Source organism: Microbacterium sp. NPDC089188 (genome assembly GCF_040685155.1).
Lineage (GTDB): Bacteria > Actinomycetota > Actinomycetes > Actinomycetales > Microbacteriaceae > Microbacterium > Microbacterium galbum.
On sequence record NZ_JBFBHH010000001.1, the window covers coordinates 81,645 to 107,519 of the forward strand.

Below are 25,875 nucleotides of genomic sequence, written 5' to 3' on the forward strand. Positions count from 1 at the left end.
CACTCCGAAGAGCGTCGGGGCCGTGGCATCCGGGGCCGGAGCCGGGATTCAGGACGCGAGGGTCACGCGGGGGCGAAGGTCTTCGCGTCGATGACGAAGCGGTAGCGCACGTCGCTCTTGAGCACGCGCTCGTAGGCCTCGTTGATCTGGTCGGCCGAGATGAGCTCGGTCTCGGGCGCGATGCCGTTCTCGGCGCAGAAGTCGAGCATCTCCTGGGTCTCGCGGATGCCGCCGATCGACGAACCGGCGAAGGAACGACGGTTCGTGAACAGCGTGAAGACCTGGATCGGCAGCGGCTCCGGCGGGGCACCGACGTTGACCATCGTGCCGTTCAGGGCGAGCAGGCCCAGGTACTGCTTGAGGTCGAGCGGGGCGCTGACGGTGTTGATGATGAGGTCGAAGTGCTTCTTGAGCGTCGAGAAGGTCTCTTCGTCCTTCGTCGCGTAGTAGTGGTCGGCGCCCATCTTCAGGCCGTCGTCCTTCTTGCTGAGCGTCTGCGAGAGAACGGTGACCTCGGCGCCCATGGCGTGGGCGATCTTGACGGCCATGTGGCCGAGACCGCCGAGGCCGACGACGGCGACCTTCTTGCCGGGGCCGGCGTTCCAGTGGTTCAGCGGCGAGTAGGTGGTGATGCCGGCGCACAGCAGCGGGGCGGCCTTGTCGTAGGGGATCGACTCGGGAACGCGCAGCACGAAGTGCTCGTCGACGACGATCTTCTCGCTGTAGCCGCCCTGGGTGATCGTGCCGTCGACGTCCTTCGCGCCGTACGTGCCGATGTTGCCCTTCTCGCAGTACTGCTCCTCACCGGCGAGGCAGTTCTCGCACTCGCGGCAGGAGTTGACCATGCAGCCGACGCCGACGCGGTCGCCGACCTTGTGGCTGGTCACCTCGGAGCCGACCTCGGCGACCGTGCCGACGATCTCGTGGCCGACGGTCAGGGGGTAGGGCACGTCGCCCCACTCGCCGCGGATGGTGTGGATGTCGGAGTGGCAGATGCCGGCGTAGGCGATGTCGATCAGGACGTCCTTCGGGCCGACGTCGCGGCGCTCGATGGTCGTGGGCTCAAGGGGCGAGGTCGCGGACGACGCCGCGTAGGCGTTGACGTGCATGGGTCTCCTCGGTGGGATCGTTGCGGACGGTCAATCTTCTCCCGCCGACGCCCTCGCGGGTCGGGCTTGCACGGATGTGCGCGAAGTGCCAGGAACCGTCGCTCGCCGGGCCCGGTGAGCGACGATTCCTGGCACCTCACGCGACGGGGAGGGTCAGGCGTGCGAGAGCAGAGCGGCCAGGCGCGGCAGCTGCGTGGGGTCCTCGAGAGCCGAGCCGACCGCGGCGACGCGCACCCCGGCATCCAGGAAGTCCGACACGTTGCCCGCGTCGAGGCCGCCGGTCGCGACGAACCGCACGTCGGGGAACGGGCCGCGGATCACGCGGAACCACGCCGGCCCGAGCCACGTCGCCGGGAACGCCTTGAGCCAGCGCAACCCGAGCGAGACGGCGAGCTGCACCTCGCTCGGCGTCGCCACGCCGGGGAGGATCGGGATGCCGTGCGAGCGGGCCGCGGCGACCACGGCGGGATCGAGTCCGGGCGAGACGAGATAGCGCGCACCGGCCGCCACGGCGATCGGCACCTGGGCGGGGTCGACGATCGTTCCGGCGCAGACGATCCGGTCGCGCTCGGCCCCCGCGGCGCACACCGCGCGGAGGGCTTCCTCGTCGGTCGGGGTCTGCAGGGGAACCTCGACGTTGTCGATGCCGAGGTCCCACGCCGTCGCGGCGAGCGCGAGCGAGCGCTCCCGCCCCATGCCGCGCAGGATCGCCATGAGCGGAGCGGAGGCGAGAGTGTCGTCGAACCACGCGGCGGTGGCATCGGGAGGCGTCATGCGGAGGTCCTGTCGAGGTGCGGGGTCGGGAGTGCGGCCGTGTCGTGGATCGAGTCGCCGTAGGTGCGGAGGGTGAGGGCGGCGCGTTCGTGTCCGGCCGCGAGTCGGGCGGAGGCGTCGAGTCCGCGGGCGCGCGCGGCGAGGTAGCCCCCGGCGAAGGCGTCACCGGCCCCGACCGCATCGAGCACCTCGACGCGCAGCGCGGGTACGAAGGTGCGCCGCTCCGACTCGAAGACAGTGGCCCCGACGTCGCCGTCTTTGACGACGAGTTCGGCCACCGCGGGCAGGAGGGCGCGCACGTCGCCGTCGGTCGGGGTCGCCCACAGCGTCTCGGCCTCATCGCGACCGACGAAGACGACGTCGGCGCGGGCCGCGAGGGCGGCGAGCACGGCACCCGCCTCCGCCGCGGGCCACAGCGCCGCCCGGTGGTTCACGTCGAAGCTCACCGCGACGCCGACCGCGCGGGCGCGCGTGATGGCCGCGTCGAGGAAGGCGCGCGCCGAGGCGGAGAGGGCGGCGGTGATGCCCGAGACGTGCAGCACGTCGACGTCGTCGAGCGCGAGGGAATCGGCATCCGTCGGGGCGAGATGCGAGGCGGCGGACCCGGCCCGGTAGTACCGCACCCCCCGTCCGGGGTCCTTGATGTAGAGCCCGGTCGGATACCGCGCATCGCGCACCACGCCCGTGGTGTCGACCCCGCGCGCCGAGACCTGCCGCAGCACACGGTCGCCGAGGGCGTCGCGTCCGAGGCGGCTCGCCCATCGCGCCGTCATCCCGAGCGCCGCCGCGTGGGCGGCGACGTTGGACTCCGCGCCTCCCGCGTCGACGAGGAAGGTCGCGGCATCCACGACCCCTCCCCCGTCGGAGGGCGCGAGCATCGCCATCGTCTCGCCGACGGCGAGGAGCACGGGCGAGGGCGTGGGCGAGGGGGCGACCATCAGCGCAGGTCGGTGATGGGGGCGGCATCCATGTCGTCGAAGGACTGGTTCTCACCCGCCATGGCCCACACGAAGGAGTAGGCGGCCGTACCGACGCCCGAGTGCAGCGACCAGCTCGGCGAGATCACGGCCTGCTCGTCGCCCACGATGAGGTGCCGCGTCTCGTCGCGCTCGCCCATCAGGTGCACGACGCGCGCGTCGGCGGGGAGGTCGAAGTACAGGTAGCACTCGGTGCGACGGTCGTGGGTGTGCGCGGGCATGGTGTTCCACATCGACCCGGGATGCAGCTGCGTCACGCCCATGACGATCTGGCAGCTCTTCACACCGTTCTCGTGGATGTACTGGTTGAGGGTGCGGCGGTTGCTGGTGACCTGGTCGCCGAGCTCGCGCACCGTGCCCTCGCCGGGGGAGACGAGCGCCGACGGGTACGCCGTGTGCGCGGGGGCCGAGAACAGGTAGAACCGCGCCCCCTCGCCCGTCGCGGCGTCGGCGAAGACCACGTCGCGAACGCCTCGGCCGAGATACAGGCACGCGCCCGTGACGAGCTCGTACGCCTCGCCGTCGGCTGTGACCGTGCCGGGCGCACCGACGTTGACGATGCCGATCTCGCGGTGCTCGAGGAAGTACTCGCTGCGGATCTCGGGGTAGCCGGTGAGCGCGAGCTCCGAGCCCGCGGGCACGGCGCCGCCGAGAACGATGCGGTCGTGGTGCGTGTAGGTCAGCCGCACCTCTCCGGCGACGAACACGTCGTCGATGAGGAAACGCTCGCGCAGCTGCGCGGTGGTCATGCCCGGGATCTGCTCGGGGTGGGTGGCGTAGCGCTGGGGGATGGAGGCGGTCATGCGGTTCTCCTGGGGTCGAGCCCGGCGAGCCGGGCGGGTCGGGGGCCGGCCGGGCGTTGCCGGATGCGGCGGGGCGGGGCGCTCGGGTCGAGCGCGGGGCGGGGTGTCGCGCGGGAACGGCTGCTCAGGTCACCGCACGAGCCACCCGCCGTCGACGGGGATCACGGCCCCGGTGACGTAGGCGGCCGCGTAGGAGGCCAGGAACACGAACGCCCCCTGGAGGTCGGCGGACGTGCCCCAGCGGCCGGCCGGGATGCGGCCGAGGATCGAGGCCTCGCGGTCCGCGTCGGCGCGGATGGGGGCGGTGTTGTCGGTGGCCATGTAGCCCGGCGCGATCGCGTTGACGGTGACGCCGGAGGCCGCCCACTCGTTCGCGAGCGCCTTCGTGAGTCCCGCCACGGCGTGCTTGCTGGCGGCATAACCCGGAACGAGGATGCCGCCCTGGAACGACAGCATCGACGCCACGTTGACGATGCGGCCCCACCCTTGCGCGATCATGCGTCGTCCGGCGGCCTGCGAGAGTTGGAAGACCGCGTCGAGGTTGACCGCGAGCACGTCGTCCCAGTCCTGCGCGCCGTGCTCGGCGGCGGGGGCGCGACGGATCGTCCCGGCGTTGTTCACGAGGATGTCGATGCGCCCGAGCACCTCGGCGGCCTCGTCGATCGCGGCGGCGAGTTCGTCGCGCGAGGCGGAGACGAAGTCGCGGTGGATCGTGTGCACACGTCGCCCGAGCCCGCGGACCAGCTCGGCGGTGTGCGCGGCGTCGCCCCGGTCGATGAGCACGAGGTCGGCGCCGGCCTCGGCGAGCGCGAGGGCGGCGCCCTGCCCGAGCCCGCGGCTCGAGCCGGTGACGACGGCGACGCGGCCGTCGAGGCGGAAGGTGTCGAGGATCATGCGGGCTCTCCCGGCGGTGCGATGAAACGGGTGGTGAGGTCGCCGAGGCCGCCCACGCGCACGGTCACCGCGTCGCCGGGGGCGAGGGGGCGGTGCGCCGCCTGCGCGGCGGGGAGCTTCTGCGGCGTGCCGGTGGAGATGACGTCGCCCGGGTCGAGGGTCAGCACCTGGCTGAGGTGATGGACGACGAAGGCGACCGAGAAGATCGTCGTCGCCGTGGACTGCGAGACGGTGACCTCGCCGTCGCGCACGACCTCGACGAGCAGGTTCTGCGGGTCGACCTCGTCGGCCGTGACGATCCACGGCCCCAGCGGGGCGAAGCCGTCGAAGCATTTGCCCAGCGCCCACTGGCTCTGCTTGCGCTGCCACGACCGGTCGGAGACGTCGTTGAGCAGCGTGTACCCGGCGACGTACGACAGGGCGTCGTCGACGCTCACCGCGTGCGCGCGCCGACCGATCACGACGGCGATCTCGCCCTCGTAGTCGACGTCGTCGGCGACGGCGGGGATCACCACGGGGTCGTTCGGACCGCCGAAGGTGTTCGCCGTCTTGACGAAGACGTCGGGACTGGCCGGGTCGTCGGCGGTGGGGTCGACGCCGTCGGGCACGTGCCCGCGGTAGTTGTAGCCGAGGCAGAGCATCGTCCGCGGCGCCACCGGCGCCTGCAGCGTCGAGGGATCCAGCCGCGGCAGGGTCGCGGCATCCGTCCGCTGCACGAGGGAACGGATGCCGTCGAGCTCGGCGAACAGCTCGGGGACGGGGCGCGGGCCGAGGTCGAGCACGTGGTCGCCCGAAGGGCCCGGCACGATGGCCGCCGAGCGATCGCCGACGCGCGCGAGCCTCACCACACGGGCCGCCACTCGGGTCGGGCCGCGCGGGCGAGCGCCTCGAGGTAGAAGTAGTCGCCCCACAGGGTGCCCTCGTCGACGCCGACGTTCTTCGGCAGGTCGTACACGCTGTGCAGCAGCACCGTGTCGGCGTCCTCGGCCCGCTCCGGGGTGTACCGCGCGATGAGGGAGGCCAGGATCCTCTCCGCTGCGGCGCGCCAGCGCTCGGCACCCTCGGGATCGACCGCGGCGAGCTCGAACAGCCCGCACACGGCGATCGCGCCCGAGGAGCTGTCGCGCGGCGCATCGGCGTCGTCGCCGTAGACGAGGTCCCAGTAGGGCACGTCGTCGGCGGGGAGGTGGGCGAGGAAGTACTCGGCGCAGGTGCGCGAGGCGTCGAGGAGCGCGGCGTCGCCGGTCGCCCGGTGGTTCATCGCGAACCCGTAGATGCCCCACGCCTGTCCGCGCGCCCAGCACGAGTCGTCGAAGGCGCCCTGCTCGGTGGCGCCGCGCAGGGGCTCGCCGGTCTCGGCATCCCAGTAGAAGGTGTGGAAGGTCGAGCCGTCGGGACGCAGGATGCGCTGCCGCAGCTCGGCCGTGTGGCGGGCGACGACGTCGCTGTAGCGCGCGTCGCCGGTCTGCTCGGCCGCCCACGTCAGCAGCGGCATGTTCATGAGGCTGTCGATGATCGTGCGCCCCCGCTGCGCGGGATCGGCGAGGTCGCCCCACGCCTGGATGATCCCCGCCGAGGGCAGGTAGCGGGTCATGAGGTGGTCGGCCGCGGCGAGAGCGCTCGCGCGGGCCTCGTCGTCGCCGAGCAGGCGCCAGGGCGCGACGCACGACAGCGTGTAGAGGAAGCCCAGGTCGTGCGTGTCGAGGTCGCGTTCCCCACGCACGCGGCGTCCGAAGTCGGCGGCGTGCGCCAGGGCGGCGTCGCGGAACGCCTCGTCGCCGGTCAGCTCCCACGCGATCCACTGCATGCCGGGCCAGAAGCTGGTCGTCCAGCCGCGGTTCTCCCCCTCGGCGAAGCCGGGGACGGCCGGACGCAGCGGATAGCGGTTGGCGCGGGTGGTGTCGTCGGGGTAACGGATGCCGAACGCCTCGATGTTCGCACGGACGGTGTCGAACACCTGCGCGAGGGCGCGGTCGACGGCGGCTCGAGGGGTGTCGACGCGCGCGGCGGCCGCAGCGGTCGGAGGGGAAGTGGTCATGCGGGGGAAAGTCCTTCGGTTCAGACGGCGGCGACCGAGGAGTCGGCCGGAAGCACGGGGCGGAGGCTGAAGCGGGCGTTCGCCCACACGAGGTAGAGGGCGGGCGCGGCGGTCAGGCCCAGCGCCAACGCGGGCGAGGTGGTGAACAGCACGGCCTGACCCGCCAGCACCAGCACGCTGACCAGGCTCAGGTACCAGCGACGGACGGCCAGCACGGCAGCCGTGGACAGCAGGGCTCGCAGCGGCGTCCCCGGAGCCTCGACCAGCGCGGTGAGCGCGACCGGCGCGGTGGCCACGACCAGCAGCGCGACCGTGCCGCACAGCGGCACGACGATGACGGCCCAGGATGCCGCCGACACGGCGCGCACGTCGACGAGCACGATCGCGAGGACGGCCGACGCCAGCGCACCGACGACGAGCGCCTTGCGCAGCGTCCGCCGCCAGCCTGCGAAGAAGGCGCGGACGACCCGCCCCTCGCCCATCCCGTGCGCACGGAAGGCGGTGAGGGCGCCGGCGAGCGCGGGGGCGCACAGCGGCAGGGCGATGAGCAGGAGCGGCCACGTCTGCGCGGGATCGGTGGTGAGCAGCAGGAGCACCAGCGGCGCGCAGGTGACGAGCAGGAGGACGTTCACCATGAGCCCGAGGTAGACCGTCGAGAACACGCTCGCGTAGGTGTCGTGGGAGATGCGGCGCATGATCAGCCCTTCATCCCGCTCGTCGCGATGCCCTCGACGAAGTACTTCTGTCCGAAGAGGAACACGATCGCGATCGGCACGACCGACATCGTCAGACCCGCGAACAGCAGGGCGTAGTTGGCGTCGTACAGCGTGCTGACGAAGCTCTGCAGCCCCAGCTGGATGGTCCAGAGGTCGGGGTTGCGCAGATAGATGAGGGGTCCGAGGTAGTCGTTCCAGGTGTTCACGAACGTCAGCAGCGTGAGGCTCGCGATCGCGGGGACCGACAGCGGCAGCATGATCCGCGCCCAGATCCCGTACTCGCTGAGCCCGTCGAGGCGGGCGGCTTCGGAGAGGTCTTCGGGGATCGTGTCGTAGTACTGCTTCATCAGGAACACCCCGAACGCGCCGAAGGCCTGGATGAGGATGATCGCCCAGAGCGTGTTCGACACCTTCAGGTTCGACAGCAGGATGAACTGCGGGATCATGTACGACTGCCACGGGACGGCGATGGTCCCGATGTAGACGAGGAACAGCACATCGCGGCCCGGGAAGCGCATCCGCGAGAACCCGTACGCGGCGAAGGAGCCGGTGAGCACCTGCAGGAAAGTGACCACCACGGCCAGGAGCAGCGTGTTGCGGATCCACGTGAGCATGCCGGACTGCGTCCAGATGTCGATGTAGTTGCTCCACACCCACGTCTCGGGGAACCACTTCACGGGGGCGCTGAAGACGTCGTTCGGCGTCTTGAGCGAGCTCATGATCATCCAGAAGAACGGCAGCAGGAGGGCCGCGGCCGCGACGATCATCACGGCGTAGCCGACGATGCGTCCCACGCGGCGGGCGGGGTGGGCACCGGCGACGGGTCGACGGCGCGGCGGCGTGGCCCCCGCGGTGACGAGCGTGCGGGTGGCGTCGGGAACGAGGAGATCGGTCATCAGGCGTCCCGCTTCTTGTTGATGAAGAACTGCACGAGCGTCACGACGATGCACAGGAGGAACAGCACGATGGATGCCGCCGAGGCGTAGCCGAACTGGTTCTCCTGGAAGCCCTTCTGGTAGATGAACTGCGACAGCACGAGCGTCGACTGCCCGGGGCCGCCCTGCGTCATGACGAGGATGAGGTCGAAGATCTTGAACGAGTTGATCGTGAGCATCACGGTCACGAAGAACGTGGTCGGACGCAGGCACGGCAGGGTGACGTTCACGAAGCGCTGCCAGACGTTGGCGCCGTCGACGCGGGCCGCCTCATGCAGCTCGCGGGGCACGGTCTGGAGCCCGGCGAGGAACAGGATCATGTAGTAGCCCATGTCGCGCCACGTGCTGATGATGACGACGGCGGGCATCGCCCATTCCGAGGAGGTGAGCCATCCCGGCGGGTTCTGCAGGCCGAAGAAGCGAAGGATCTCGTTGATGGGCCCGTACGCGGGGCTGAAGAGCAGGTTCCACACCACCGCGATCGCCACGATCGAGGTGATGTAGGGGAAGAAGGCCGCGGTGCGGAAGAACGCCACCCCGCGCAGCTTGTTGTTCAGCAGCAGGGCGAGGCCCAACGCGACGATCATCGTCAGCGGGATGTGCAGCGCCGCGTAGTAGAGCGTGTTCAGCAGAGCGATGCGGAAGCTGCCGTCGCCGATGAGCCGTTGGAAGTTGGCGATGCCGACGAACGCCGACGAACCGAAGACGTTCCAGTTCGTCATCGACATGTAGAACAGCACGACGACGGGGACGAGCGTCAGGGCCGCGAAGCCCAGGAAGTTGGGGAGGATGAAGCTCCACCCGATGAGGGTGCTGCGCAGCGTCAGACGCGAGCGGCGGCGGGGCCGGCTCGGCTCGGTCTTCGACGCCCGGGGGCGCGTGTCGGCGATGGTCGCCATGGTGTCTCCAGATCGTGAGGGGTGACCGGCCCGGAGGGATCCGGGCCGGTCACCGACCTGCGGGGTCAGCCGACGCCGACCTCGCTCTTGACGCGGTTCTCGGCGGTGGTGATGGCGTCGTCGATCGAGGTCGATCCCGACATCACGGCGGTGTGCAGGTCGAGCAGGATGTTCTGCACAGCGGCGGTCTTCGCCGAGGTGGGGTTCTCCGGCTTGGTCTCGTGCGTCGACCAGGCGAACTTCGACAGCTCGTCGGTGGGCGCCCCGGCGACGGCGAAGTACGTGTCGGCGACGCTCGAGCTCGTCAGCGCCGGCGTGATGCCCAGGCCCGCGAGCACCTGCGCGCCTTCCTCGCCGGCAGCGAAGGCGAGGAACTTCTTCGCGGCGGCGAGCTTCGTGGCATCCGCCGCCTTGTTGATCGCGAAGCCGGTGGGGTCGCCGAACGTGACGGGGGTCTCCGACTCGCCCGTGGTGGAGGAGTCGTACTGCGGGATCGGGGCGAAGCCCCACGAGAACGGGTCCGCCTCGCCCTTGGCCTGCTGAGCGATGAGGGTCGCGACGTACCAGGTGCCCATGGGCATCATCGCGGCCTGCTGCTTGCCGAACTCGGCCTGGTAGGTGAGCTTGTTGGCGGTGACGGTGTTGTACTCCACCTGCGCGCCGGCTGACTGCAGGCCGAGCGAACGCTCGTAGTACGGCTTCAGGTAGCCGTAGTCGCCCGAGAGGATGTCGACATCGGGCGACTGCGCGTTCGCGAAGCCCTGGACGGTCGACTGCCAGCTGTGCTGGTAGGTGCCGAGGGCGGCGGAGCCGGCGGCGCCGAGCTTCGAGGTCAGCTGCTCGGCGGCCTTCTCGTAGTCGTCCCACGTCCACGAGCCGTCGGGCTCGGCGACACCCGCCTGGGTGAAGAGGTCCTTGTTGTAGAACAGCACCCACGAGTCCTGGCGGTAGGGCACGGCCCAGGTCGCGCCGTCGACCTCGAACGCCTGCGCCCCGCCGATGTCACCGGGCAGCTCGACGTCGGAGACGTCGGCGAGCTGTCCACCGGCCTGGTAGGTGATGAAGGTCTTGAGGTTCTTCTGGGTGACGATGTCGGGACCCGAACCGGCGGCGAGGTCGGCCGTCATCAGCGTGTCGTAGTTGGCGGAGTCGTACTCCTTGACCTCGACGGTGATGTCGGGGTTCTCTTCGTGGAACTTGTCGGCGAGGGCCTGGAACTCGGGCGTCGTGCTGAGGCTCCACCCCGACATCGACAGCGTGACGGGGCCGCTCTGGGCGGGGGCCTCCGACGATCCGCCGCTGCAGGCGGTCAACGACAGAGCGGCGACGATGCCCACCCCGGTCGCGACGACGATCTTGCGCTTCATGCGTGCTGCTCCTTTGCGATTGCGTGCCGGGCACCGCTTCGGGCCCGAGAGTGCCGGTGCGCCCCGCGCGGGGCTCCGGAGTCTGTGAGAGGGGTGCGCGTGCGCCGGCCGTCGGGCCAGGTCACGTCGACGACGGTGTCCTCGCCCGCGCCTTCGATCGCGAGCCGCGGCTCGGCCGCCTCGGCGGTCGTGTCGCCCCTCAGGGTCACGAGCGCCGCGAACGGCACCCCGACCGCGGCGTCCCAGGTCAGGACGGGGATGGCGGCCGTCTCCCCGAGCGGGCTGGCCCCTCGACGGACCGTCACGCGCGAGGTGGCCTCGGGGGTGAGGGCCCGGATGCCGGACACCCGGCCGTCCGCGTGCGCCTCGGCCGCGCCCGTCGAGGTCGCGTGCGCGGGCTCGGCACCCACGAGCGCCCACCCGCCCATCCGCACGCGCAGCGCGTCGAGGTCGACGCCCGGAGCGACGTGATCGAGTCGCGCGATGCGCACCTCCCACGCGCCCCGCGCGAGCGAGGTCACCGTCATCCGCCCGAGGGACTGCGCCGCGCCCGCGAGGCCGGCACCGTGGCGGTGCGTCGTGGGGGTGACGTCGATGAGGTGCACGTCGGATGCCGACGCGGCGACGCCGACGCCCTCGTGCACCGTCGCGCCGAGCGGCTCGAGGGCGGTGCGATGCGTGGCGCGTCCCGCGGCGTCGACGAGGACGACGGCCTGCTCGAGCGGGTCGCTCCACGCGAGGTCGTCGAGCAGCGGGGCCGTTGCCGTGGAGTAGCCGATGCGCGCATAGAGCGGGGAGTCCGCCGTGCGCGTTCCGGGGCGTGCCTTGTCGGTGCCGTGGTTGATGACGCGCACGATGCCGTCGGCGCGCGTGGCCGACACGATCCAGCCCGCGGCGACGACGGCGCGGAGGTCGTCGGCCTCAGAGATCGGCAGGGGCTCGTCGGGAGCCGCCCAGACGTCGTGATCGGCGGGGAGCATGATGCCCATCAGTCCCTTGACCGCCCAGTAGGGCGATCCGGGACCGGAGTACGACTGAGCGAGAGCCGGCCACTCGTGGTGCCATCCGAGCGTCAGCAGGTGGTCGCCGTCGGGTGCGCCACGGGCGACGAAGTGGTCGACGATCGCACCGGCCGCGTGACGCAGACGCCCCGCGCCGAGCGACGGGACGCCCGCGACGGCCCCCGCCCAGAACGGCGCTGCGGCGGCGAAGCGGTAGATGAGGCTGCGGCCCTGCAGCAGGGGCGATCCGTCGCTTCCGACGAGGTGCACCGCATCGAGGAGGAACCGGTCCAGCCGTGCGACGTCGAGCGCCCGACGCTCGCCGGCCAGGTCGGCCGCCCCCGTCATGCGGGGCCAGAGCACGGGGTAGACGTGCAACGCCCAGCCGACATAGTGGTCGAAGGCGCGCTCGTCGCCGTCGGAGAGCCATCCGTCCTCGCGGACGAAGGAATCGTGGCGGGCAAGATCTGCGACGATGTCGGCGGCCGACCAGGGCCCGCCGACCGAGCGGAGGAACGTCTGCACGACGATGCGGAACCACACCCAGTTCGTCTGCGGGTAGGTCTCGTCGCCCACGACCGGGGCAAGGTAGGCGATGACTCGATCTCTCGTGCGTGCGTCGAGGGTGTCCCAGATCCACTCCCGCGTCAGATCGAGGGCGAGGGCGAGCGACGCGGCTTCCACCTTGGCCTGCGCGTGCTCGTCCATCCGCACCCACCGGTCGGCCGCGTCGGGGTCGACCCCTGTCCGCACGCCCTCGGCGAAGAAGGCGATGAGCTCGTCGACGTCCTGCCCGCGCGCCCCGGCGATGCGGAACCCGGCGAGGAGGAAGACGCGGGCGAAGCCCTCGAGGCCGTCGACGGCCGCACCGTAGCCCCCCTCGGCGCCCGGGAACACGATGCGCCCGCGCCCGGGGCTCGCGTGCCGCAACGCCGCATCGAGCAGGGCGTCGGCGACGGCGAGCCAGTCGCTGCGCTGCCCACCGGCGAGGCGGGGAAGAGCGGAAGTCGCCACGGGTTCTCCTTCGAAGGCCGTCCGTCCACCCGAGCCATGGGGTGAACGAGTGCGAGCGTATCAATCAGAAAACAACACAGCAACATCTTTTCTGAATCCTAATGATCGTTTATGATCGTTTAAGCGATGCACCCCGCTTGAAGGAGACCGATGCCGTTCCCCACCGCCGCGTTCCGCGGCCCGCTCGCCGCGGTCGTCGAGAGCGCCGAACTGGTCACCCCCGATGACGCCCTCCCCGTCCCGCCGGCATACGTCCGCGCCGTCTGGGACCGCGAGCGCGGCACGGTCGACGGGGCCGCCGCGGACCGGATCCTGACCCGCGCCCACGCCGAGCGCGCCACGCCATGGCCGCAGCCCCGCGCGAGCGACGCGGCGCGCGTCCACCGAGACGGCGACCGCACCGCATGGGAGGACGCCGCCTTCGCGCGCCAACGGCGCCTCAGCCGCGCCGCGGTGGCTGCGGCGGTCACCCTCGACGACGACGCGATCGACGAGGTCGTGGACGGCGTGGTGCTGCTGTGCGAGCAGAGCTCGTGGTGCTGGCCCGCCCACGACGACACCCGACGGGTGCACGGGTCGGTCCTCGCGACCGTGACGGACCCGTTCGTCGACCTCGGCGCGGGCGAGGCCGTGGCTCAACTCGCGTGGATCGACCACCTCCTCGGAGCCGCCCTCGACGACCGTGCCCCCGGCATCCGCGCCCGGATCCGCCACGAGGCGCGCGTGCGCGTCTTCGAGCCGTTCCAGCGACGACGCGACTGGCACTGGATCGGCCTCGACGGCGACGTCCACAACTGGAACCCCTGGATCCACGGCAACGTCGTCGTCGCCGCCCTGCGCCTGCTCGACGCCCCCGCCGAGACCGAGGAGCGCGACCGGGTCGTCGGCCTCGCCGTCGAGGGACTCGACCGGTACGTCGCCGCCCTGCCCGCCGACGGCGCGATCGACGAGGGGTACGCGTACTGGTGGAACGGAGCGTGCCGCGCTCTCGAGGCACTCGACGTGCTCGCCCACGCGACGGCCGGCGCCGTCGACGCGACGGGCATCGCCTCGCTGCGCGAGACCGTGGCCTTCCCCCACCGCTCGCACCTCGGCGGCGACTGGTTCGTCAACCACGCCGACGGCCAGGCCCGGCCGCCCGCCGATCAGCCCTGGCACGCCCTGCAGCGGGCCGCCCGACGCTATGGCGATGACGACGCCGCCGCCCTGGCCGAAAGCCACCGGCATCCGGGATCACCCGCCGCGACGGAGCGCGAGGGCCTCGGCCGGCTGCTGCGCGGTCTTATTGATGCCGCCTGGGTGACGGCCGCCGCCGGCGCCCCTCCCCTTCCGCGCGACGTGTGGCTGCCCTCGACCGAAGTGGTGCTCGCGCGCGAGGCGGAAGGCTCCTCCGCCGGCCTCGCGCTGGTCGCGAAGGGCGGCCACAACGCCGAGCACCACAACCACAACGACGTCGGCTCGTTCCTTGTCGCCGTCGACGGCGTGCCGGTGATCGTCGACGCCGGTCGACCCACCTACACCGCCGCCACCTTCGGCCCCGACCGCTACGACATCTGGACCATGCAGAGCGGATGGCACAACGTGCCCGTCGTGCGCGGGCGCACGCAACCGGCGGGGAGGGATGCCGCTGCGCGCGGTGCCGCGGCCGAGATCGGCGACGCGCGGACGACGTTCTCGCTCGAGCTCGCAGACGCCTACCCCGAAGCCGGCCTCGCGTCGTGGCGGCGGCGCGCGACGCTCGATCGCACGCAGCATCGCGTCGAGATCGCCGACGCATGGGTCTTCGCCGACGGCGCTCCCACCGGCACCGACACGGTGCTCCACGTGCTCGTCGCGGGCGCTGTCCGGCTCGAATCGGGCGGTGCGCGCGTCACTCCGATCGGGGGAGCACGCCCGGTCCGTCTGCGATGGCCGAGTGACGTCGAGGCGACCGAGGAGGTGCGGGACCTCGACGATCCGATGCTCACCGAGGTGTGGGGCGAGCGACTCACGCGCCTCGCCCTTCCCCTGGCATCCCGCACACAGCTCCGGCTCACGGTAGAACTGGACACACCGATCGAGGACCTCCCATGACCGACACCACCGGGCATCAGCCCCTGGCCGCGGAACGCCGCGCCCACATCCTGAGCACGCTGCACAGCGACGGCGCCGTGCGCATCTCACAGCTCACCGAAGACCTGGGGGTCGCCACGGTGACGTTGCGCCGCGACCTCGCCCAGCTCGAGAAGGAGGGGGTGCTGCGTCGGGTGCACGGCGGGGCCGTGGCCGGAGAGAGCACACCGGCGCGCCCCGAGCCCTCCGCCGACGAGACGCAGGCCGGATCGATCGCCGTCCTCGTCCCCTCTCTCGCCTACTACTGGCCGGGGGTCGTGCGGGGGATGGAGACGGCGGCGCAACGCCTCGGCTACACGACGCTGCTGCGCGGAGCCTCGTACGAGCTGCAGGACGAACGTCCCGTGCTCGACCGCCTCGTCGCGAGCGGCGACGTCCGCGGGCTGATCGTCGCGCCGAACACCGACACCGCCCACGCCGGCGACGTCATGCGCTGGCTGGCCGACTGCCCCGTGCCGAGCGTCCTCGTCGAACGCGACGCCGTGCCCGGGGCGGGCGGCATCCCGATGGAGTCGGTGACGACCGACCACGCGCTCGGGGCCCTGCTCGCGGCCCGGCACCTCGCGACCCTCGGCCACCGCAAGGTGGGGCTGATCCTCTCGCGCCATTCCCCCACCTCCCGCAAGATCGCGGCGGGCTGGCAGACCGCGTGCGAGGAGCTCGCCCTCACCCCCGCCGACCACTTCGAGCAGACACTGCCCGACCGCACGAGCCCCGACTTCTCCGATGTGGTCAACGCGACCCTCGACTCGGCGCTCGCCACCGGCGTCACGGCCCTGCTCGTGCACTCCGACCCCGAAGCGATGGCCTTCGTCGATCTCGCGTTGACACGGGGGATCTCGGTGCCCGACGACCTGTCGATCATCGCGTACGACGACGAGGTCGCCCAGCTGTTCACTCCCGCCCTCACCGCGGTCAGTCCACCGCGCGCGAGCGTCGGCGAAGCCGCAGTAGAACTACTCGCCCGGCGCATCGCCCAGCCCGACCGGCCGGTGCATCGCGTGCAGCTCAGCCCGCGCCTGAATGTGCGCGCCTCGACGGCCGCCCCGCGATCGTGAGCACGCCCTCGGCGCGCGACTTCTCGCCGTGGACGTTCGCGACCGAGGCCCCTCCCGAGGAGCGGGAGCGCGCTCGGGCGCACCTCGCCGCGCTGACGTCGGCGCATCCCGACTGGCGCGTCGGCGATGACGTCTTCCTCTCGGAGCACGCCGGCCTCGATCCCGAGGCCTTCGCGATCGGCGACCGCTCCTACGTCGCCGCCGGCGCGTACCTCACCGGCACGGTCGCCATCGGGGCGGACTGCTCGATCAACCCGTACGCCGTCGTGCGCGGTGACGTACGTCTCGGCGACGCGGTCCGGGTCGGCGCCCACACCTCGATCATCGGCTTCAACCACTCGTTCGAACCGGGCACCGAGGTGTTCCGCCAGCCCCTGACCTCTCGGGGCGTGCGCATCGGGTCCGACGTGTGGATCGGCTCGCACGTCGTCGTTCTCGACGGCGTCACGGTCGGCGATCACGCGGTGCTGGCGGCGGGAGCCGTGGTGACGAAGGACGTCGCCGCCGGAGCGATCGTGGGCGGCAACCCGGCCCGCCTCCTGCGCTGGCGCGTCCCGCCCGAGCGGGCCGGCGACTCGCGGCGCGACGACCTCACCGCCTTCGCCGATCGCGCGCGCGACGAACTTCCCGCGGTGCTGGGCCGCGTCGCGGTCGACGGGGGCTTCCGCGATCGCCCCGACGCCGCCCCGACCCTGCGCGCAGTGTGCGACGCCGTCGAGCTCTCCGCCCTGCTGCACGACGCGCCTCCCCCGGGCGACGACCGCGCCGGATGGATCGAGGTGATCGCCGCGCAGCAGCGCCCCGCGACCGGTCTCACGACCGACGCGGCCACGCTGTGGGATGACCCCGACGCGGCGTACGGCGTGCTCAGCGCCGGGTACGCCCTCGACCTCCTGGGCGGCCGGTTCGCCCACCCCCTCGCCGACGTCGTCGACGCGGACGCGGCGGGCCTGATCGCACGGCTCGACGCCCTGCCGTGGGACACCGACCCCTGGCGCGCGGGACACCACGTCGACGCGATCGGCACGGCCCTGCACTGGAGCGGCCGACGGCAGGATGCCATCCCCCCGGGGGTCGCCGAGGCGCTGTTCGGGTGGCTCGCCCTCCGCGCCGACCCGGGCACGGGCATGTGGGGCCGCCCCGGCGTCGGGGGCGACCTCCGATTGCTCGTCAACGGCTTCTACCGTGCCGCCCGCGGCACGCTCGCCCAGGTCGGGCTCGACGTCCCGCACCCCGAGGCCGTGATCGACACGGTGCTGCGGCACGCGCGCGATGACAGGTGGATGCGCCGCGACCGTCGCGACGCCTGCACCGTGCTCGACATCGCGCACCCGCTGTGGCTCACCCGCTCGACCGGCTACCGCCGCGACGAGGTGCGCACCCTCGCCGACGATCTGCTGCGGCACGCCCTCACCGGATGGCACGCGGGTGCGGGCCTCTCCTTCCAGCTGGATGCCGGCGAACCCGGCCTGCAGGGCACCGAGATGTGGCTAGCGATCGTCTGGTACCTCGCCGATCTGCTCGAGTGCTCGGATGCGCTGCGCTATCGCCCGCGGGGCGTGCACCGCCCGGGGCCCGCTCCACGCTGACCGCGTCCCATCCCGAGGCCGGGTGACCAGCGTGGGAGTGGCGCGGCCGCGCCGCTCGCTCGAGGGCGAACGACGCGGCCGCGTGTTCTCGGGGTCAGCTCTCGGTGGAGCCGGCTCCGCGACGGCGGCGCCACAGCAGCACCCCGCCGAGCAGGAGCAGCAGCACCGCACCCGCACCCGTGACGGCGACGCCCTCGGCGTGCATGCCCGTGTTCGCGAGCCCGCTCGAGGAGCCACCCGCCGTCGAGCCGGAACCCGACGACGAGCCGGAGCCGGCGGGCGAACCGGAACCGCCACCGGCACCCGTTCCGGAACCGCCACCGGCACCCGTTCCGGGATCGGTACCGGCACCCGGGCCGGTCCCCGTGCCCGGGTCGGTACCCGTGCCCGGGTCGACCGGTGCCGCCTCCGGCACGATCGACGCCGAGCGCGCGGACGCGGCGGTGAAGCCCTGCGCGGAGGCCGTGACCTCCACGGAGATCTCGCGGCCCTCGTCGGCGGCGGTCAGTACGTACGCGTCGGCCGTGGCCCCGTCGATCACCGCACCGTCGCGCAGCCAGGCGAACGAGAGCACGGCATCCGCCGGATCGGTCGCGGCCGTGGCCCGGACGGTCGAGCCGACGCGCGCCTCGCCGGTCACGACGGGGGTGCCGATGCCGACGGCGCGGTTGACGGTCACCGTGTACGAGCGCGTGGTCCCGTCGGGTGCGGTCACCCGAACGGTGCCCACGCCATCGGCGTCACCGGGCGGGGTGATCTCGACCGATGCATCCTGGTCGACGGCCAGGGCGTGCAGGGTCGGCCACGCCGCTCCGGTGGACGAAACGGTGTAGGCGAGGGTGCCGGGCGCGAAGCCCTCCACCGGAGCGTCACCGACGGTGAGGCGTGCGAGATCGGCGACACCGGCGGGCGACGCCGAGACGGCGTTGATCTCGACCTCCGAGACGATCATGTGCGTCTGCGGGCGCGCGTTCAGGATGACGCGTACCTCGTCGGCCGCACCCGTGACGGGAACGTCGACCTTCGGGGCGCCACTGGACGGGCTCGGAACGGCGACCTCGTCACCCTGCACCCACTCGCCTCCGCTCACGCGGTGGTCGACGCGCAGGGTCGTGGGCCAGCTGAGGGTCGTGCCGTCCTTGAAGAACTGCACCGACACCCGGCTGAGGGTCTCGCGCTGGGCGAGGACGTAGCTCAGGGTGTCCTGCGTGTTCTTCGAACCGCCGCGCCAGTTCGACCAGCCCTTGTCGGTCGTGATGCCGTTGATGGTGTTGGCGACGGGGTAGCCCGACTCGGTGTACGTCGCCGAGGGCGCGCTCTGCGGGGCGACGTTGCGCTCCGACGCGGCGGTGACGATCACCGTCAGCGTCGCCTCCAGACGCTCGCCCGCCGGGCCGGTCGCCACACCCGGCACCGTGACGGTGCCCGGCTGCGCGAGCGCGGAATCCGTCACGCCGTCCCAGTCCCACTCGACAGGGAGTGCGAAGCCGGAGCCCGAGGGATGCAGTTCCGCCTCGACCGTGGTGTCGGTCAGGCTCCGCACCGCCGAGACCGCGCTGCCCGCCGCCACGGTGACCGATGCCGGACGAGTGGCCGTGTAGGGACCGACCTCGACGGTGGCCGTCGCCTCGAACGCGCCGCCGAACAGGTCGGTGCCGGTTCCCCGGACCGACACGGTTCCGGGCTTCGACACGTCGACGTCGTCGAGCTGCCAGGTGACCGCGGCGGTGCGCTGGATGCCGCCGGCGTAGCGGACCGTCACGGTCGCGGGAAGCGTCGGGGTCACGCCCACCGCCGTGGCCGCCGACACCGGGTCGGTGCCGACGACGGTGGTACCGGCGATCTTCCACTGCTGATTGCCGCCGCCGTTGCTCGTCCACAGACCCACGGTCGCCCCGGGGGTGGTGCTGGCCTGGTTGACGTCGAGCACGCGTTCGCTCGCGACGTTCAGCAGCGAGTAGTACTGGCCGTCGGTCGTCGAGGCCATCCACTGCGTCGAAGGATCGCCTGCGGCTGCGGCCGGGTCGGAGTCGACGAGGGCGGTGCCGCCGGTGCGGGAGGCGAGGAACTTCCCGGTTCCGTTCTGGAGGGTGAAGCGGTGGCGGTTCGTGCCCTCGCCGTCGATGGTGCGCACGGTCCAGGACTGCGCCCGCGCCGCTTCGGCCGTGGTCGCGGTGGCGCGGATCGCGAGACCCGAGGACGCGTCCAGGGCGAGGCCGCTCTGCAGGCCCGTGATCTGCACCGTCTGGCCGCCGCGGAACGCCGCCGCATCGGCGGAGATGCCGGAGACACCGTCGATGACGAAGGTCGTGACCGACTTCGCCGGCACCGTGACGGTCGCCGTGCGCGTGGTCGGGTCGACGGCCACCTTCGCGCCCTCCTTCAGCGCGTTGACGGTGGGCTGCGCCGCCGTCGACTGCGTCGTCACGACGGGGGTGACCGTGGCGCCGGGAGCGATCGTCGCGAAGTCGCTCAGGTCGATCTGCACGGTCTTCTCCGATGCGTCGGAGTTGACGTGCACGATCGTCGCCCCCTGCCCGTCGGCGTCGATCGCCGCGGTGGACTGCGCGTTGTCGGTCGACATCAGGCGATCGCCCGGGTGGATGTAGTGGGTGAAGTTGCGGACGGTGTTGTACTTCTCGTTGGTCAGGACCTTGCACGACGGGTCCGCCTCGCCGTCGGCGATGCGGCGGAGCGACTTGCCCTCGGCGTTGCAGTCGAAGTCGATGTAGACGCTCCCCCAGTTGAGGTTCTCGACCTTCTGCATGTTGTAGAGGTCTTCGACCGGCTGCCAGAACACCCACGCGCTCGGCTCGAGCTCGCGGAGGTCACCGACGATGTGCTCGGCCATGCCGATGCCGTTGGTGATGTCGTTGGTCGTGAATCCCCCGGCGGTCCAGTTGCCCTCGACCTCGCTCATCCACAGGGGCTTGTCCGCGGCCTTGGCGATGTCACGCACCACCTGGCGCCCGCTCGTGCCGTAGGTGTGCACGTTGAGCTGGTCGACGAGGCTCTTCGACTGCGCCGACCAGGCGTTCCAGTTCGACGCGAAGATCCCGGGGTTGGTCTCGTCCATCGCCGAGATGACGGCATCCGTCGTCGTGCTCGGCTGAGCGAGCCGCGCGGAGAGTGCCTTCACCATGGCGTCCTGCGCCTGGGGGCCGATGTGCGCGCCCTCCTGGCGACCACCGGTGGGCCATTTCGCCCCGTTCGGGATCTGGGTCTGCCAGTAGTTCGTGTTGGGCTCGTTGAACGGGTCGATCGTGTCGAAGTGGATGCCGTGGGTCTTCTCGAGCTCGTCGACGACGTTGACGAGATAGCCGGCGAACTTGTCCATGTCGGCCGGAGCGAGCTGCTCGCTGGTGGCGTTGTTGATGCCGCCGGAGACGTAGCCGCTCTGCGTGAGGAAGTACGGCGGAGAGTTGCTGAAGGCCTCCCAGTGGGTGACCTTGTCCTTGAGCGCGTCGAGCCACCAGCGCTGCGCGGAGTCCGCGTCGAAGTCGTAGGCGTTCGGGTCGTCGGGGTTCCACGCGGCCTTGTACCGCGCGCGGTCGGCGTAGTCGGAGGTGATGGCCCCCTGGGCGTCGCTCGCCGTCAGGTCGGGGTTCCAGAACCCGGGCACGGCGCCTCCGGGGCGCAGGTACGCGGGCACGTCGGAGGCGTTGCCGCCCCCGATGTTGTACCGGGCGATGTTGAGGTTCAGGCCGTCCTCGCCGAACACCGCGTCGAAGAGCTTCTGGCGCACATCGGCCGGGTAGTTGCCGGTGGCGTTCGCGAACCACACCAGGCTCGTGCCCCAGCCCTCGAACGGCTCCGCCGCGGACGCGGGGTTGGGCGTGATCCGCACGGCGGAGGGGGGCGCGGCAGCGGCCGAGGCGGCGGGGGCCACGGTGGTGGCCGCGATCCCGCCGGCAGCCAGGGCGACAGCGCAGGTCATCGACAACAGTCGAGCTGACTTCATCGTCATTTCCGATCCGGCCGCCACAGTGCGGCCTCGCAGGTGGTGATGTTGACGTCAACATGTTGACGTCAACACCCAACCTAGCCGACGACCCGGAGTGGCACAACGCCTCCGGCGTGCGCTCAGCGAGCGGGGCCGGACGAGGCGCGCCGCACCAACGACGTCGGCACGAGCGTGCGCGCGTGCTCGCCGCCGGTGCCCTCGATGTCGGCGATGAGCGCCGTCATCGCCTCCTCCCCCACGCGCTCGAAGCGCTGGCGGACGGTGGTGAGCGGAGGCCAGAAGTTCGCCGATTCGGGCATGTCGTCGAAGCCGACGACGCTGACGTCGCCGGGCACGGCGCGCCCGGTCTCGTGGAGAGCGCGGATGACGCCGAGCGCCATCTGGTCGTTCGCCGCGAACACGGCCGTCACCTCGGGCATCGTGGCCAGCGCGAGGCCGATGCGGTGCCCCGACTCGGCCGTCCAGTCGCCGATCTGCACGTCGGGCACGCGGCATCCGCGCTGCTCGAGGGCCTCGCGCCAGGCGTCGCGCCGGCGCTCGGCCGCGAAGGACTCCGGCGGCCCCGACACGTGCCACACCGTCTCGTGGCCGAGGTCGAGCAGGTGCTCGGTCGCGAGCTTCGCCCCCTGCGCCTGATCGTTGTCGACGACCGCGTACGGGTAGTCGGCGCTGGAGTCGACGACCACGACGGGCAGCCCCGACGGGATCGACAGCTCGTTCTCGCCCAGGCGGTGCGTCTCGATCAGGATGACGATGCCGTCGACGGCGTGCTCGCGCAGACGGAGGAAGGCGCCCGACACGTCGGACTGCGACGCCGACTGCACGGTGATGAGGGTGATGGAGTACCCGGATGCCGCCGCCATCGAGGCGAGGGCGTCGAGGGTGCGGGTGTTGCCGTAGGAGCTCAGCGAGAACATGATCACGCCGATGCTGCGGAACCGCCCGGAGCGCAGGGCGCGCGCCGCGCTGTTGGGGCGGTACCCCAGGGCCGACATCGCGTCGAGCACGCGCTGACGCGTCTCGGGATCGACGTTCGCACGCTCGTTCGCCACGCGCGAGACCGTCTGGCCCGACACCCCCGCCGCCGCGGCAACGTCGGCCATCGACACCTCTCTCCGACGCTCGCGCGTCGGGATCGCGGTCGACGTCGTCGTCGTTTCGCTCATGCCTGCCCCCTCGGGATGTTGACGTTGACACCCTAGCGCGCGGGGGTTATGTTTACGTCAACATCTCGACGACCCGGCCGGGATGCGCACCAACGAAGAGGCACCGGACGATGACGACCACTGCGGCACCCCCGCCCGCCCTGCGTTCCCCGCGGCGCAAGCGACGCACCCGAATCGACGATCGAGGCTGGCTGTTCGTCGCCCCCTTCGCTCTCGTCTTCGCGCTCGTGTTCCTGGCGCCCCTGGCCTACAGCGTCTACCTCAGCCTGTTCCGCGACCAGCTGATCGGCGGCAACGCATTCGTCGGCTTCGAGAACTACATCACCGCCTTCGGCGACCCCAAATTCTGGGACGGCTTCGGGCGGGTGGCGGTGTTCCTCGTCGTGCAGGTGCCGGTCATGCTGCTGCTGGCTCTGGCCGCCGCGCTCGCGATCGACAGCGCCCGACTGCACGCGGCGGGCTTCTACCGCATCGTCATCTTCCTGCCCTACGCCGTGCCCGCGGTCGTCGCCGTGCTCATGTGGGGCTACATCTACGGCGACCAGTTCGGCCTGACCCGCAACCTCAACGACCTGTTGGGCGGACAGGTCGTCCAGCCCTTCCTCCCCGAGTGGATGCTGCTGTCGATCGGCAACATCGTCACCTGGCAGTTCGTGGGTTACAACATGCTCATCTTCTACTCCTCGCTGAAGACCATCCCCAGCGAGCTCTACGAGGCGGCGTCCATCGACGGCGCGGGCGCGTGGCGCACGATCTTCTCCATCAAGATCCCCGCGGTGCGCGGCGCCATCGTCATCGCCACGATCTTCTCGATCATCGGCAGCTTCCAGCTGTTCAACGAGCCCAACATCCTCAAGCCTCTGGCGCCGAACACGATCTCGACGTTCTTCACGCCGAACATGTACGCCTACAACCTCTCGTTCGCCGGCCAGCAGTACAACTACGCCGCCACGATCGCCATCATCATGGGCGTCATCACCGCGGTGATCGCCTACGTCGTGCAGCTGCGCGGCTCACGTCAGGAGACGCGATGACCACCGCGACCGCACCCCGCACCGACACCGTCGCCGTGACCACGCCCCGCAGCGGCCGGGCCGGCACGCGCTTCGCGCGCACCTCTCCCACGCACGGCAAGAAGTCGATCGTGCTGAGCATCGTCATGGGCCTGTACCTGCTGTACACGCTCGTCCCGCTGTTCTGGCTCGTCATCAACGCCACCAAGACGCAGCCCGACCTGTTCACGACCTTCGGCCTCGGGCCCGGCAACACCTTCGCGCTGTTCGACAACATCGCGCAGACGCTGACCTATCGCGACGGCATCTTCGTCCGCTGGCTCGGCAACACCCTGCTCTACGTCGTGGTCGGTGCGGGCGGCGCGACGCTGCTCGCCACTCTCGCCGGTTACGGTCTGGCGAAGTACAACTTCCGTGGCCGCAAGGCGGTCTTCGCCGTCGTCCTCGGCGCGATCGCGGTGCCGGGAACCGCCCTCGCGGTGCCGACGTTCCTGCTGTTCAGCCAGCTCGGGATCACCAACACCCCGTGGGCGATCATCATCCCCTCGCTCATCAGCCCCTTCGGTCTGTACCTCATCTGGGTGTACGCCACCGACGCCATCCCCACCGAGCTGCTCGAGGCCGCGCGCATGGACGGCGCGGGCGAGTTCCGCACGTTCTTCACCATCTCGATCCGCCTGCTCACACCGGGCATCGTGACGGTGCTGCTGTTCGCGGTCGTGGCGACCTGGAACAACTACTTCCTGCCGTTGATCATGCTCAGCGACCCCACCTGGTACCCGCTCACCGTCGGGCTCAACCAGTGGAACGCGCAGGCCATCGGCGTGGGCGCCCAGCCCATCTACAACCTCGTGATCACCGGGGCACTGCTGTCGATCCTCCCGATCGTCGCCGCGTTCCTCGTGCTGCAGCGCTTCTGGCAGTCGGGCCTGAGCGCGGGCAGCGTCAAGCAGTGATCCGCTGACCCCCCACCGCGCATCGCCCCTCCGCGGGACGTCGCACCTGCATCCGCAACACCATCCACAACAACGAAGTAGAGGAAACCGATGACATTCATGCGCAAGGGCTCCGCCATGCGGCGGACCGTCTTCGCCGTCGCCGCCACCGCCCTGTCGGTCGGCGCGCTCACCGCGTGCTCGGGCGGCAACGCCGGCGGCGCAGCCGCCGGTTCGGCCGACGACATCGAGAAGGCCCTCGAGGCCGGTGGCGAGCTCACGTACTGGTCGTGGACCCCGTCGGCCGAGGCGCAGGTCGCCGCCTTCGAGAAGAAGTACCCCAACGTCAAGGTGAACTACGTCAACGCGGGCACCAACACCGAGGAGTACACCAAGCTCCAGAACGCGATCAAGGCCGGCTCGGGCGCCCCCGACGTCGTGCAGATCGAGTACTACGCCTTCCCGCAGTTCGCGCTCTCGGACTCGCTGCTGGACCTGTCGTCGTACGGCTTCGCCGACCTCGAGGGCGACTACGCCACGGGCCCCTGGGGCTCGGTCGACTTCGACGGCAAGATCTACGGCCTCCCGCAGGACTCGGGCCCCATGGCCCTGTTCTACAACAAGAGCGTCTTCGACCAGTACGGCATCGCCGTGCCCACCACGTGGGACGAGTACTACGCCGCCGCCCAGAAGCTGCACGCGGCCGACCCCACCAAGTACATCACCGCCGACACCGGTGACTCCGGCTTCACCACCAGCATGATCTGGCAGGCCGGCGGCACCCCCTTCACGACCACCGGCGACGCGGGCACCGACGTCACCATCGACCTGCAGGACGCGGGCTCGAAGAAGTTCGCCCAGAACTGGAACCGCCTGATCGAGGGCGACCTGCTCTCGAGCACGCCCAGCTGGAGCGACGAGTGGTTCAAGGGCCTCGGAGACGGCTCGATCGCCTCGCTCGTCATCGGAGCCTGGATGCCCGGCGTCCTGGAGTCTTCGGTGAAGGACGGCGCCGGCAAGTGGGCGGTCGCCCCGATCCCGACTTACGACGGCAAGCCTGCGACGGCGGAGAACGGTGGCGGCGGCCAGGCCGTGACCAAGCAGAGCAAGAACCCCGCCCTGGCGGCCGGCTTCCTGAAGTGGCTGAACAACGACGAGGAGAGCCTGAAGATCTTCGCGGAGTCGGGCGGCTTCCCCTCCACCACCGCGCAGCTGAGCGACTCGTCGTTCGTCGACCAGAAGTCGGACTACTTCGGTGGCCAGCAGATCAACCAGGTGCTGACGCAGGCGTCGAGCGACGTGGTCAAGGGCTTCAGCTACCTGCCCTTCCAGGTCTACGCCAACAGCATCTACAGCGACACCGTCGGCCAGGCGTACGCCAACAAGAGCGATCTGAACGCCGGCCTCACGACGTGGCAGGACCAGCTCGTCCAGTACGGCAACGACCAGGGCTTCTCGGTCAACAAGTAAGAAGCAACTCCGGGGCGGGCCGCAGCGAAGGCATGCGGCCC

General features: G+C 71.1%; 20 protein-coding genes. 6 read left to right on the forward strand and 14 right to left on the reverse strand.

Features of this window, described 5'->3' with window-relative positions; translation table 11 throughout:
- Nucleotides 1-62: 62 nt before the first annotated feature.
- The 12 genes from AB0N80_RS00355 to AB0N80_RS00410 all read right to left on the reverse strand — a co-directional run bounded on the left by AB0N80_RS00355 (nt 63) and on the right by AB0N80_RS00410 (nt 12,527).
- Complete coding sequence (locus tag AB0N80_RS00355) at nt 63-1,109, reverse strand: NAD(P)-dependent alcohol dehydrogenase (protein ID WP_363576866.1); 1,047 nt, start codon at nt 1,107-1,109, stop codon at nt 63-65.
- A gap of 153 nt (nt 1,110-1,262) precedes the next feature.
- Complete coding sequence (locus AB0N80_RS00360) at nt 1,263-1,883, reverse strand: bifunctional 4-hydroxy-2-oxoglutarate aldolase/2-dehydro-3-deoxy-phosphogluconate aldolase (RefSeq protein WP_315994499.1); 621 nt, start codon at nt 1,881-1,883, stop codon at nt 1,263-1,265.
- Nucleotides 1,880-2,821 carry a sugar kinase gene (locus tag AB0N80_RS00365; protein WP_363576868.1) on the reverse strand — a complete coding sequence of 314 codons (942 nt, stop codon included), beginning with the start codon at nt 2,819-2,821 and terminating at the stop codon, nt 1,880-1,882. The genes AB0N80_RS00360 and AB0N80_RS00365 overlap by 4 nt, the downstream gene beginning before the upstream one ends.
- Entirely contained in the window at nt 2,821-3,663 is an 843-nt protein-coding gene (gene kduI, locus AB0N80_RS00370) for a 5-dehydro-4-deoxy-D-glucuronate isomerase (RefSeq protein ID WP_363576870.1), read from the reverse strand. The genes AB0N80_RS00365 and kduI overlap by 1 nt, the downstream gene beginning before the upstream one ends.
- Before the next feature lie 129 nt (nt 3,664-3,792).
- The gene (gene kduD / locus AB0N80_RS00375; protein WP_363576872.1) at nt 3,793-4,557 is read right to left on the reverse strand and encodes a 2-dehydro-3-deoxy-D-gluconate 5-dehydrogenase KduD; all 765 of its coding nucleotides are present in this window, start codon (nt 4,555-4,557) and stop codon (nt 3,793-3,795) included.
- Nucleotides 4,554-5,363, reverse strand: a complete 810-nt coding sequence (locus tag AB0N80_RS00380; protein ID WP_363576874.1) for a fumarylacetoacetate hydrolase family protein — start codon at nt 5,361-5,363, stop codon at nt 4,554-4,556. The genes kduD and AB0N80_RS00380 overlap by 4 nt, the downstream gene beginning before the upstream one ends.
- A 35-nt stretch (nt 5,364-5,398) precedes the next feature.
- The gene (locus AB0N80_RS00385) at nt 5,399-6,595 is read right to left on the reverse strand and encodes a glycoside hydrolase family 88 protein (protein ID WP_315994494.1); all 1,197 of its coding nucleotides are present in this window, start codon (nt 6,593-6,595) and stop codon (nt 5,399-5,401) included.
- Between the two features lie 20 nt (nt 6,596-6,615).
- On the reverse strand, nt 6,616-7,290 hold the full coding sequence (locus tag AB0N80_RS00390; RefSeq protein WP_363576877.1) for a DUF624 domain-containing protein: 675 nt from the start codon (nt 7,288-7,290) through the stop codon (nt 6,616-6,618).
- A 2-nt stretch (nt 7,291-7,292) separates the two neighbouring features.
- Nucleotides 7,293-8,207: a carbohydrate ABC transporter permease gene (locus tag AB0N80_RS00395; protein WP_315994492.1), complete on the reverse strand. Its 915-nt coding sequence runs from the start codon at nt 8,205-8,207 to the stop codon at nt 7,293-7,295.
- Complete coding sequence (locus AB0N80_RS00400; RefSeq protein ID WP_363576879.1) at nt 8,207-9,145, reverse strand: sugar ABC transporter permease; 939 nt, start codon at nt 9,143-9,145, stop codon at nt 8,207-8,209. The genes AB0N80_RS00395 and AB0N80_RS00400 overlap by 1 nt, the downstream gene beginning before the upstream one ends.
- A gap of 65 nt (nt 9,146-9,210) precedes the next feature.
- On the reverse strand, nt 9,211-10,512 hold the full coding sequence (locus tag AB0N80_RS00405) for an extracellular solute-binding protein (protein WP_363576881.1): 1,302 nt from the start codon (nt 10,510-10,512) through the stop codon (nt 9,211-9,213).
- Entirely contained in the window at nt 10,509-12,527 is a 2,019-nt protein-coding gene (locus AB0N80_RS00410; RefSeq protein ID WP_363576883.1) for a DUF2264 domain-containing protein, read from the reverse strand. Before AB0N80_RS00410 ends, AB0N80_RS00405 begins: the two co-directional genes overlap by 4 nt.
- A gap of 150 nt (nt 12,528-12,677) precedes the next feature.
- On the opposite strand from AB0N80_RS00410, the gene AB0N80_RS00415 reads away from it, so the two are divergent.
- Genes AB0N80_RS00415 through AB0N80_RS00425 form a run of 3 tightly spaced genes read left to right on the forward strand, consistent with a single transcriptional unit; the run spans nt 12,678 to nt 17,286 of the window.
- Complete coding sequence (locus tag AB0N80_RS00415; RefSeq protein WP_363576885.1) at nt 12,678-14,600, forward strand: heparinase II/III family protein; 1,923 nt, start codon at nt 12,678-12,680, stop codon at nt 14,598-14,600.
- On the forward strand, nt 14,597-15,697 hold the full coding sequence (locus AB0N80_RS00420; RefSeq protein WP_315994487.1) for a substrate-binding domain-containing protein: 1,101 nt from the start codon (nt 14,597-14,599) through the stop codon (nt 15,695-15,697). The genes AB0N80_RS00415 and AB0N80_RS00420 overlap by 4 nt, the downstream gene beginning before the upstream one ends.
- Entirely contained in the window at nt 15,694-17,286 is a 1,593-nt protein-coding gene (locus AB0N80_RS00425) for an acyltransferase (RefSeq protein WP_363576887.1), read from the forward strand. The genes AB0N80_RS00420 and AB0N80_RS00425 overlap by 4 nt, the downstream gene beginning before the upstream one ends.
- A gap of 94 nt (nt 17,287-17,380) precedes the next feature.
- Here AB0N80_RS00425 and AB0N80_RS00430 read toward each other — a convergent pair whose 3' ends face one another.
- Both AB0N80_RS00430 and AB0N80_RS00435 read right to left on the reverse strand, forming a co-directional pair.
- Complete coding sequence (locus AB0N80_RS00430; RefSeq protein WP_363576889.1) at nt 17,381-21,223, reverse strand: glycoside hydrolase; 3,843 nt, start codon at nt 21,221-21,223, stop codon at nt 17,381-17,383.
- Nucleotides 21,224-21,369: 146 nt separating this feature from the next.
- Nucleotides 21,370-22,416 (reverse strand): LacI family DNA-binding transcriptional regulator, encoded by a 1,047-nt coding sequence (locus AB0N80_RS00435; protein ID WP_315994484.1) that lies wholly within the window; start codon nt 22,414-22,416, stop codon nt 21,370-21,372.
- Nucleotides 22,417-22,526: 110 nt separating this feature from the next.
- Here AB0N80_RS00435 and AB0N80_RS00440 point away from each other — a divergent pair, with 110 nt between their 5' ends.
- From AB0N80_RS00440 to AB0N80_RS00450, 3 genes are all read left to right on the forward strand, one after another.
- The gene (locus AB0N80_RS00440) at nt 22,527-23,450 is read left to right on the forward strand and encodes a sugar ABC transporter permease (RefSeq protein WP_315994483.1); all 924 of its coding nucleotides are present in this window, start codon (nt 22,527-22,529) and stop codon (nt 23,448-23,450) included.
- A 125-nt stretch (nt 23,451-23,575) separates the two neighbouring features.
- Nucleotides 23,576-24,385: a carbohydrate ABC transporter permease gene (locus tag AB0N80_RS00445; RefSeq protein WP_315994608.1), complete on the forward strand. Its 810-nt coding sequence runs from the start codon at nt 23,576-23,578 to the stop codon at nt 24,383-24,385.
- A gap of 90 nt (nt 24,386-24,475) precedes the next feature.
- On the forward strand, nt 24,476-25,834 hold the full coding sequence (locus tag AB0N80_RS00450) for a sugar ABC transporter substrate-binding protein (protein ID WP_315994482.1): 1,359 nt from the start codon (nt 24,476-24,478) through the stop codon (nt 25,832-25,834).
- The last annotated feature ends 41 nt before the right edge of the window (nt 25,835-25,875 follow it).